Genomic DNA, 9,478 nt, shown 5'->3' with positions numbered 1-9,478 from the left:
CTTCAGCGCAACATCGTCCCCATAGTGAAGGATCGCTCTTTCAAACGGAACAAACAGACAAAAGCTAACAAATTCACGAAGACCAAGCGGCGGGGGCTATAACCGCTTAACCTGACAACATTGGGGGGGGGGGGGGGAATCAGCGAAAAAGTCTGTTGACTCCCCTGCTAGGGAGGCGTATCTGCTTGGTAACGTGGGGAAAAGCTGCGAAAAAAGTCTGTTGACCCCCGCCAGGGAGGCGCATCTGCTTGGCGAGTCGGGGAAAACCTGCAAAAGTGCAGTTTTTTGCTCGCTGGTATGCCAGCAGCGGAATATTCCTGCAAATGTGCAGGCTTTTGCGCGAATATACGAGCTGAGGCTCATTTTTATCGAAAATTCCTGCACAATTGCAGGAATTTTCTCAATATGAGCCGCATACACAGAAAAAGCCTGCACTTTTGCAGGCTTTCAGCTTGCCAAGCCGCCGCACGAATGGCGGCCCCCAGCCCTTTTCGCGCCGCGCGCAGCTCCCAGTGCGCGGTGCTGCGCCGCATGCCGGCGGTCGGTCGCTGCCCCTAATAGGGCGTCGCGACTTTCTCGGGCGGCCCCGCACTCCAATAAAGTGCCGGCTTCTTGCGCAGCCGGGCGATTATTCCAACGCGTTTGCCGAGCCCGAAGGCAGGGCCTAATTGACGTCATGCCCATCGTCAGCAAAAATACCATTTCAAGTAAGTTTCTTTCGCTCTTGAGCGCTGTCAGCCGCGGCGGCGCCCGGCAGCATGCCTATAAAAGCGCGCAGGGCACTGCTGATAAAGGAATCTTTGCGCATAATGAATTCGGTTTTCATAAGGTTGAACGACTCGGGGATCTCATGAATGTTCAGCGTACCTTCCACTTCGTGCTTGCGAATTACGGTTCTGGATATTAGCGACATGCCGAGCCCTGCCGATACGCAGCCGATAATCGCTTCAAGCGTGCCGAATTCCATAATGACCGGCTGCGTCAATCCGCTGAACCGCAGCCATTGCTCCAAAATTTCGCGGTAAGAGCAGCCCGAGGTGAGCGTAAGGATCGGCTTTGTTACCGCTTCTTTCAAATCGGAGACAGACGGAGCGGATATGATCACGAGCTCTTCGTCGAAAGCGGGAACGGACTGAAGCTCCGGATGATCGCACTGGTCCCCGATAAAAGCGCCTTCCAACTCATAATGCAGCACTTTCTCGATTAAAAATTGCGTATTTCCCGTCGTCAGTGACAGCAAAACGTTCGGATGCCGCTCGTAATACGCGGCAAGCAGCTTGGGCAGCCGAACGGCGGCGGCGGTTTGAGTCGACCCGATCATGAGAGGGCCGCTGGGCTCGGACGTGGAGGAGAGGGCTAATGACGCTTCCTCCAGCAGACCGACGATTTTATCCGCGTAGGCGAGCAGCGTTTTGCCGCTTGAAGAGAGCGTCATGCCCCGGTTGTGGCGAAAAAACAGCACCGTGCCGAGCTCCGACTCCAGCTGTTGAATCCGGGCAGTCACATTGGACTGCACGTATCCAAGCCGCAAGGCGGCTTTTGTAATCGAGCCTTCGCGCGCGACCATTTGAAATACCCGCAAATCTGCGCTTTCCATAATGACTGAACCTCCGTCCTGGCCGTAAAATATATACTTTGCACTCGTTTCAGTTTGCTATCATAAAAAATGATAATAAATATCTTTAACAATCATTATACATAATTCCGAAGCTCGCTTACAATAGGGTCAAAACCAGCGAGATGGAGGATTCAGTGATGAATAAATACAAATATGTCAGTCTTGTGCTTCTAACGACGCTTATTATGGGCATTGCTTTTCCGGTCGGCAAAATCGGCCTTTCCTACGCGCCGCCGTTCTTTTTGACAGGCATCCGCTTCGTGCTGGCCGGTGCCTTGCTTGCTATTATCGTGGCCAAAAAGCCCCGGCCCCGCGGCGGGAAGCAGTGGCTGCAGATCGCCACGATCGGTCTGGTGCAATCCGCCGGCGTTATGGGCTGCTGCTATTACAGCATGCGGTGGATTACTTCCGGTGAATCCTCGATCATTACGTGCACGAATCCGCTGCTCGTCATCGTGCTGGGGACGCTGTTTGCCGGAGCGGTGTACCGCGGCCGTCAATGGCTCGGCGTAGCCGTCGGTCTAGTCGGCGTCGTTTTTACTTTCGGCTTTCACATGGGTCTGTCGCCGGGCACTTTTATCGGCTTTACGGGCGCGCTCAGCTTTGCGACGGCCACTCTGCTCATCAAGCGATGGGGAGCCGCGTTCGATATGACCGTGCTCGCGGCCTATCAGATGCTGGCCGGCGGACTCGCGCTGCTCATTCTGAGCGCATTTGCGGAGCATCCGGCCTTTACATTCACCGGCACATCGGTGACGGTTGTGCTGTGGCTGGCGATCGTCTGCTCGATTGTGCAGTTTTCGCTCTGGTTTTACTTGCTCCGGAACGGCGATCCCGCCAAAACGAGCGCATTTCTGTTCCTGGTGCCGCTGTTCGGCGTATTTTTCAGCTGGCTGCTGCTTGGCGAGCAGGTAAAATGGTATATGGGCGCGGGCGGAGCGCTCATCTGCATCGGCATCTTTTTGGTCAATTGGGAGGGGAAACCCGCAGCGCGCACACGTCCGGCGTAACCGGCCATGACGCCTGCGTTGGGCCCGTCTTTTTAAAGTAAGTCCTCTGTGGTATGATCATCTTTGGGAACAAAGGGGAGCAGCGGCTGACCGGCCTTTTTGCGACTTCTTAATTCAAGCCAGCGGCTTCCGGAGGTTAAAGATGCTTCAATTTTTAGGCCACATAGGCGCATTTCCAATACGCTCGTACAGTTTGCTTTTTATGTTGGCATTTGGTTTGGGTGTGGGCGTAACCGTTACATTAGCCAAATTGCAAAAGAAAACCGAGCTGGCCGAACATTTTCTGAACATGGCCGTACCGATGTTTCTGTGTGCGATCGTCGGCTCCCGTTTTTGGCAAGTTTTCTTTTTCGATTGGGAATTTTATTCGCAGCATCCGGGAGAAATTATTGCCATTTGGCACGGCGGTTTATCCATTCAAGGCGGCATCGTCGGTGCGCTTTTGTACGGATTGTGGTATGTTCGAAAGCACCGGATATCGTTTTGGGAGCTGGCCGATTTATGCGCGCCCGGCCTCATACTGGGACAAAGCATCGGCCGGGATGCGAATTTAATGAACGGAGACGCGTTCGGCGATCCAACCGGCGGCAACTGGGGGATATTGTATCCCGAGGGCACCAACGCCCGCGCGACTTTCGGGGACAAGCCTCTGTATCCGGCGGAAGTATGGGAAGGGCAGATGGACGTCATTATTTTTGCGATAGTGATGATCCTTTTGCCGCGGAGATTAAAACGGGGTTATTTGTTTTTGCTGACGAATACGCTGTACAATACCGGACGGTTTCTTTTGGAAATGCTGCGGGGAGATTCGCCCAAATTTTTGTTCGGCTGGACGGCGGCGCAGTGGACTTCGATCAGCATCATTGTCCTTTGTTTCGCTGCAGCGATCGTTATTTATCTCAAAGATAAACATACGGCGGCCCCGGAGCCGACAACAAGCCAATAAGGCAAGCGGCTTTGCATGGAAGACAGTTTCCGCATACGGAAGCTGTCTTTCTTTTTTTGCGCGAAGGCATTCTCTGGAAGTATTTTCTGGTAGTATAATAGAAGAAATACTTTTGTCGTGTTGTATGGGCCATACGTCGGCAAAACATTCAATAGGATCGCGAGGAAACATATGATGCAAGCTATGCGCAGCAATGGAACGAAATTAGGCGGTTTGATTTTCATCGTTTTGCTGGTTTCGGCTTTTATTTTCTTTTTAGCGGCAGGGCTGGCCGGGACCCGTCTGGAACATAAAGAAATTCACAAAGTGATCGAATCGATGGGCGGCGAGGTCAAAACTATTAGTAAAACGAAATTGGAAGACAGTCCTTTCGCAGGCACGATGGCAAGCAGAGACGGGAAGCGAGCGCAGTACCCGAATACGTTTTATAAAATCGTTTATGTAAAAAGCGGGGAGACCCATGCCGCATGGTATAGAACAGCCGGCGGAATTTTTACTATAAAAGGAAAAACGATCGATATGTACAATAAGCCGGTGGAAGAAACGCCGGAAAACAAACATGTGATCAAATCGTACGGCGAGAAATGGATTTTTGAATAGAGCTGTTGCTACGAAATCGGGCTTCTCACTTGGCTATAAAACCAACCTCTACACGCGGTCGCTCATCATCGAGGGCCTCGGTAGAGGTTTTCTTATTTTTTAACCCAGTTTTAAACTTGGGCTGGTAGATTGATAGAGCAACTTTTAAATTCATAGAGGGAGGACATCCATGTTTTCAGCAAGACTGTACAAAAGTTTGACTCGTTTTCGCATCGTTATGAACGCAACGCTCGCGGTTGCACTTCTGGTTCTGGCCTGGGGTATTCCTCAGCGAGCGGAGGGGGCCGGTATAAACGGCAGCGCATTCAGCGATTTTAGCGCGATCCCCGAGAGCACGGTGTATTTTAGCGGTTATTATTTGGGCTCGGGGAATTATACCAAAGAGACACCTGCTTTTCATTTCGTATTTACTCCTGCCGACAATCTGCAAGCGGGGGAAACTATTCAAATCGTGTTGCCTCCTCAATACAATTTCGTAGGAAACACCGCTTTCTTTTGGTCGGCTAACGCATCCGTGCCTGCCGCGAGCTTAAGCACTAAAGTCGATACGGTGCCGAGCAGCCTGTTTGATACTGTGACAACCCAGTTAAGCCCCGAGTGGCAACCTATGCTGTCTTTCCACTTGTCTGCGGGAATATCCGCCGGGGCGTTTGTGGACATCCGGGTGGCGAATTTCCTGATCACGCCCGATTACCATTACAAGACCGCCGGACTGAAGCAGTATGCGATCAGCACATTGTCCAACACGACGCGGGCGACCTCAAACAGCCCGATGTACGCTCGTAGTGTTGCGAACTATTACCCTGACGCGGATTCTTATGCGGCATCGGCAGTGACCGGCTACCATTTTAAATTCATGGTCATGCAGCAGCTACCGGCCGAAACGAGCAGCATCAACATCACGTTTCCGGCGGAAATGACGCTGCCTTCATCGGTCGATCGGGCCCATGTGAAAATCAATGGAGCAGTAGCCGGTTCAGCAACCGTTTCAGGCAATCAGCTGATTGTTGAGCCGTCGTCGACGTTGTCCAGCTTTTCGGATGCCGTCGTTGATATCGACTCGGCAGCGCAAATCGCCAATCCTTCAGCGCCCGGATATTACAGCTTCTTGCTGGGCACGAGCGTAGATCCGCTGCAGGCGACTCGACGCATCGGCATTATTTCGGCGGCAGGCGCTTCTTTGGCGGATAATCCGTCTCACGATAGAGGGTATGTTTCTCCGGAGAGTGATGGGACCTTGAGGTTCAGACTCGCAAGTCCGACGATTTTGAAAGGCGGGGACACGGTTACGGTTTCAAGTCCGCCGGGAACGATGTTGACCGATCCGTCCATATCTCCAAGCGATGTTAGGGTGGATCTGGTGATAGACGGCCCGTCTATGGATTCCGCGCCTGCGTCGATGACCCGTCTGGCCGATAACAAGCTGCAATTCGTGCTGCCTTCGGATTATTATTTGGATCCGGATTATAGTCTGGTTTTCAAAATGCCGAATCTTTTCAAAGATCATTACGGGGTATACGACTTGCAGGTCTCTACTTCGAAGACGGTCATTCCAAGCACAGTCCCGCTTATAATTGCGCCGGATACGATCCAGAACTTCACGGCGACAGCCGGAACCATTGCGCCCGGGGCTTCCAATGTGCCTTACACGTTCCGCTTTCAGACGAACTTACCGTTGTCTGCGGACAATGCGGATTCCATAACGATCCGGTTTCCGGCCGGATTAACGGTGCCCAATTCGATAAACGCGAGCTCTATCACTATGAACGGGCTGCCTGTGCCGTATATCTACTACAGCAGCTTTGACCGCTCGCTTTCGATACGTGTACCGGAAAATATTCCTTTGCTTGGCACGGTCGAAGTGGGGATTAGCGGGGATGCGGGTTTGACGAACCCGGGACTCGGAACATACACGTTCCGCGCTTACCCGGGCGGGGACAGCAGCATGTTGGGCGAAGCGTCGATTGTATATAAGACTGTGACCGGTATAACCGCATCGCCTAAGCCTGTACTGCTGCAACTGGGCAGCACCGTCAGCCGTCAGCTCGCAGTCGTGGAACAAATGTCCGACAGTTCGATCCGGGATGTAACTTCAGCGACATACGGGACTACATACAGCAGCAGCAATGCGCAGGTAGCGACGGTGACCGCGAACGGTCTAGTCGAAGCGAAGCAGGCGGGAGCGGCGGTGATTACCGTCACGAACAATGGGTTTGCGGATACGGTGAACGTGACGGTCGCAGAGGCCCAATCGCCGCCTCCGGTTGTTCGCATGACCGGCATAGCCGCATCGCCTAAGCCGGTGCTGCTGCAGCTTGGCGGCACCGTCAGCCGTCAGCTCGCAGTGACGGCACAAATGTCCGACAGCACGACCCAGGATGTAACTTCAGCGACATACGGGACGATTTACAGCAGCAGCAATGCGGCGGTGGCGACGGTGACAGTAAACGGTCTGATCGAAGCGAAGCAGGCGGGAGCGGCGGTGATTACCGTCACGAACAATGTCTATGCCGATACGGTGAACGTGACGGTAAGCGCTGCGAGTGAAGGTAGCGGAAACAGCGGGGGGAGCGGAAGCAGCACGTCTTCGACTGGTTCGAGCAATTCGGGTGCCTCAACGACACCTGCGCAAACTCCGGAAACAGAGAGTATCGAGCAATTCGTCATCGCTTCCGAAGGAGGCACAGTGGAACTTCCTCGCAGAGGTTCCATAACGATTCCCGCCGGCGCGCTGCCAAGCGACGGGAAGATCCGGGTTTCAGTCCTGCATGCGGATCAAGCGCCTCCGGCTTCGGAAATCAAGAGCCTTAGCCCTGTTGTGGAATTCGCAAGCAGCACGGGTTCGAACCTGAATAAACCGACGAAGCTGAGTTTACAGTTTGACGCTTCACAGGTTGGAGCAGGTTTGAAGCCTGCGGTGTACTATTATAATAAAGTGCAGGAACGGTGGCTGTATATCGGCGGCAGCGTGTCCGGCAGCGGAACCATTTCCGTGGAAACGAATCATTTTGGCTCGTACGCCGTATTTGCCGTCAATTTGAAAAGCTTCACCGATATGAAAAACCATTGGGCGGCGGTTTACGTCGACCGTCTGGTCGGCAGGGGGATCATTCAAGGGTTTGAGGATCACACTTTCCGGCCGGAAGAAGCGGTAACACGGGCTCAATTGGTGAAAATGATCGCGGATGCCCTAGCCTTGAAAAAAGCCGCAGCTCCGTCCGTATTCACAGACCGCGATGCCTTGCCCGATTGGGCCAAGGATTCGATCGCGAGCGCCGTGCAAGCCGGTGTGATTCAAGGCTACGAAGAGAAGGGCGCACCAATCTTTAAACCGGATCAGCCGGTTACGCGTGCCGAAATGGCTGTCATTATGAGCAGGGTGCTGAAATGGTATTCCATCGGCGCAACCAAGAGCAGCGCCGTGTACGCCGATCAGCGCGACATTCCGGACTGGGCCCAATCGGGTATACAGACGATTTCCGGACAAAAAATCGCGAGCGGCTACCCCGATGGTTCGTTCCGCCCGGGAGGCAAACTAACAAGAGCCGAAGCGGCAAAAATGATTTCTATGCTGCTGGAAGCTTTGCATATTTAGCGCAGCGATACAATGCATACCAACATACAGGCGTCTATGGAGCCGGTATGTTGGTATGCATTTTTTGCATTCTTTGCAGCTGCGCACCTAAGAGTCTGTCCGATGAACCACGTAGAAAGTATATATGCAAAATGACCGTAATTATGCGGCGCGAGCGGCAATATATGCAGTCATTATTCTCCCGGTATGCACAAAAGTAACTCGTTCGGACAGACTCCTAGCTTTATGGCGTTACGTAGCCGGAACAACCAGTGCCAACTGGCCTACTGGCTGAGGAAGCAGCCAGTTGGCGGTTGCGACTGCCGAAAAACACGCCCGCCGGGGTTCGCGTATCGCACTCGAGCAGGCAGCGCAGAGAAAACCTGCAAAAGTGCATCTTTTTGCTCGTTAAGACGCTCACCGCGAAATATTCCTGCAAATGTGCAGGCTTTTCAGCAAATACACGAGCTCAAGGCCATCGTGAGCAAAAATTCCTGCACAATCGCAGGCTTTTCCTCCAAACGAGCCACTTTCACAAATAAAGCCTGCACTTTTGCAGGCTTTTCGCCGTGCCAAGCCGCTTTGCTCACGCCAGCGCCGCGAGCAAAAGTCGACCGGATTTGCGGGCGTCGATTTTCTCAAGGCTGCGGATAGCGCGGATGAAGAAGGTGAGCGGTACAGCGCCTATACCCGCTGGGAGTCGAAGAGCTGTCCCAGTCTGGACCCTTAAAGCGGAGCCTACCGCGAATCCGCCTGCGACGGGTTGCCGGATTTTGCCCTGCGGCACAAGGTCGCGTTTTGCGGACTGGTTGCGAGTAAGCAGCCCCGGGCGCAGCGCTCACAGCCTCCCGGAAGTCTTTTCCGCGAGGCTGTGAGCATGCGCTAATCGGCGGAGCCACGCGACGATTGCTTAGCCGCTTTCGCCAGAGCAGTTAACCCCGGCGTAACATTTAAGCACAGTTCAGGCTTAATTGTGATGCCGTTTATCGTTGCTTTTGGTTTCTTATGGGTTATCGGATTATACTATAATGGTAGGGACTGATAATCTACTGATCATGAGGAGCAGAAATATGAATGTTATCGACTTGGTGGAGCGTTTGTTCGGGCAATACGGATATTTCGTGCTGCTCCTCGGGCTGCCTTTGGATTTTATCGCCTCACCGATTCCGCCCGGCAACAGCACGCTGACCTATACCGGATATTTGGCGTTCAGAGGCGTGCTCGGCACGATGCCGGCTTTTTTGGCCGCTTTGACCGGGGCGGTAGCAGGAGTCACGATTACGTACTGGATCGGCTACAAGCTGGGGATGCCGCTGATCGAAAAGTACGGCAAATGGCTGCTGGTAAAGCCGTCGATGGTACGGAAAACGCGTCACTATTATGACAAATACGGGGACAAGCTGCTGCTCGTCTGCTTCTTCATTCCCGGTATCCGCCAGTTTGTCGGTTATTTCATCGGAATTATTCGCGTTCCGTACAAAACTGTAGCGCTTTATGCGTATACGGGGACTTGCTTGTGGGTAGCCGTTTTTTTCATGCTGGGCTACGGTTTCGGGGAACAATGGCAGCAAGTGTTCGGCGTGGTGGAGCGGTATTTGAAACTGTTTTTTATCGGCGCGGGATGTCTTGTCGCCGGATTGCTTCTGAGAAAATGGCTTTTGCGCCGCGCGGGTTAGCAGCCCGTTCCTGCAAACGAAAACCGGGACCCTTTCCAAATAAAGGAATCCCGG

General features: G+C 53.2%; 6 protein-coding genes. 5 read left to right on the top strand and 1 reads right to left on the bottom strand.

Going from position 1 to position 9,478, the window contains the following annotated elements:
* Nucleotides 1-703: 703 nt before the first annotated feature.
* Nucleotides 704-1,597: a LysR family transcriptional regulator gene (locus tag AC3G2T_RS37700; protein WP_488438665.1), complete on the bottom strand. Its 894-nt coding sequence runs from the start codon at nt 1,595-1,597 to the stop codon at nt 704-706.
* A gap of 158 nt (nt 1,598-1,755) precedes the next feature.
* Between AC3G2T_RS37700 and AC3G2T_RS37695 the strand changes: the two genes are divergently transcribed.
* The 5 genes from AC3G2T_RS37695 (at nt 1,756) to AC3G2T_RS37675 (ending at nt 9,424) form a co-directional block, all read left to right on the top strand.
* The gene (locus tag AC3G2T_RS37695; RefSeq protein WP_488438664.1) at nt 1,756-2,628 is read left to right on the top strand and encodes a DMT family transporter; all 873 of its coding nucleotides are present in this window, start codon (nt 1,756-1,758) and stop codon (nt 2,626-2,628) included.
* A gap of 142 nt (nt 2,629-2,770) precedes the next feature.
* Complete coding sequence (gene lgt, locus AC3G2T_RS37690; RefSeq protein ID WP_474680861.1) at nt 2,771-3,574, top strand: prolipoprotein diacylglyceryl transferase; 804 nt, start codon at nt 2,771-2,773, stop codon at nt 3,572-3,574.
* A 171-nt stretch (nt 3,575-3,745) separates the two neighbouring features.
* Entirely contained in the window at nt 3,746-4,174 is a 429-nt protein-coding gene (locus AC3G2T_RS37685; protein WP_488438663.1) for a hypothetical protein, read from the top strand.
* Between the two features lie 169 nt (nt 4,175-4,343).
* On the top strand, nt 4,344-7,769 hold the full coding sequence (locus tag AC3G2T_RS37680; protein WP_488438662.1) for an S-layer homology domain-containing protein: 3,426 nt from the start codon (nt 4,344-4,346) through the stop codon (nt 7,767-7,769).
* Nucleotides 7,770-8,818: 1,049 nt separating this feature from the next.
* Nucleotides 8,819-9,424, top strand: a complete 606-nt coding sequence (locus AC3G2T_RS37675; protein WP_474680865.1) for a DedA family protein — start codon at nt 8,819-8,821, stop codon at nt 9,422-9,424.
* Nucleotides 9,425-9,478: the final 54 nt, after the last annotated feature.

The organism is Paenibacillus sp. sgz302191 (genome assembly GCF_057749925.1).
The sequence above is the reverse complement of the archived record's forward strand: the minus strand, read 5'-3'. Positions and strand labels throughout refer to the sequence as shown.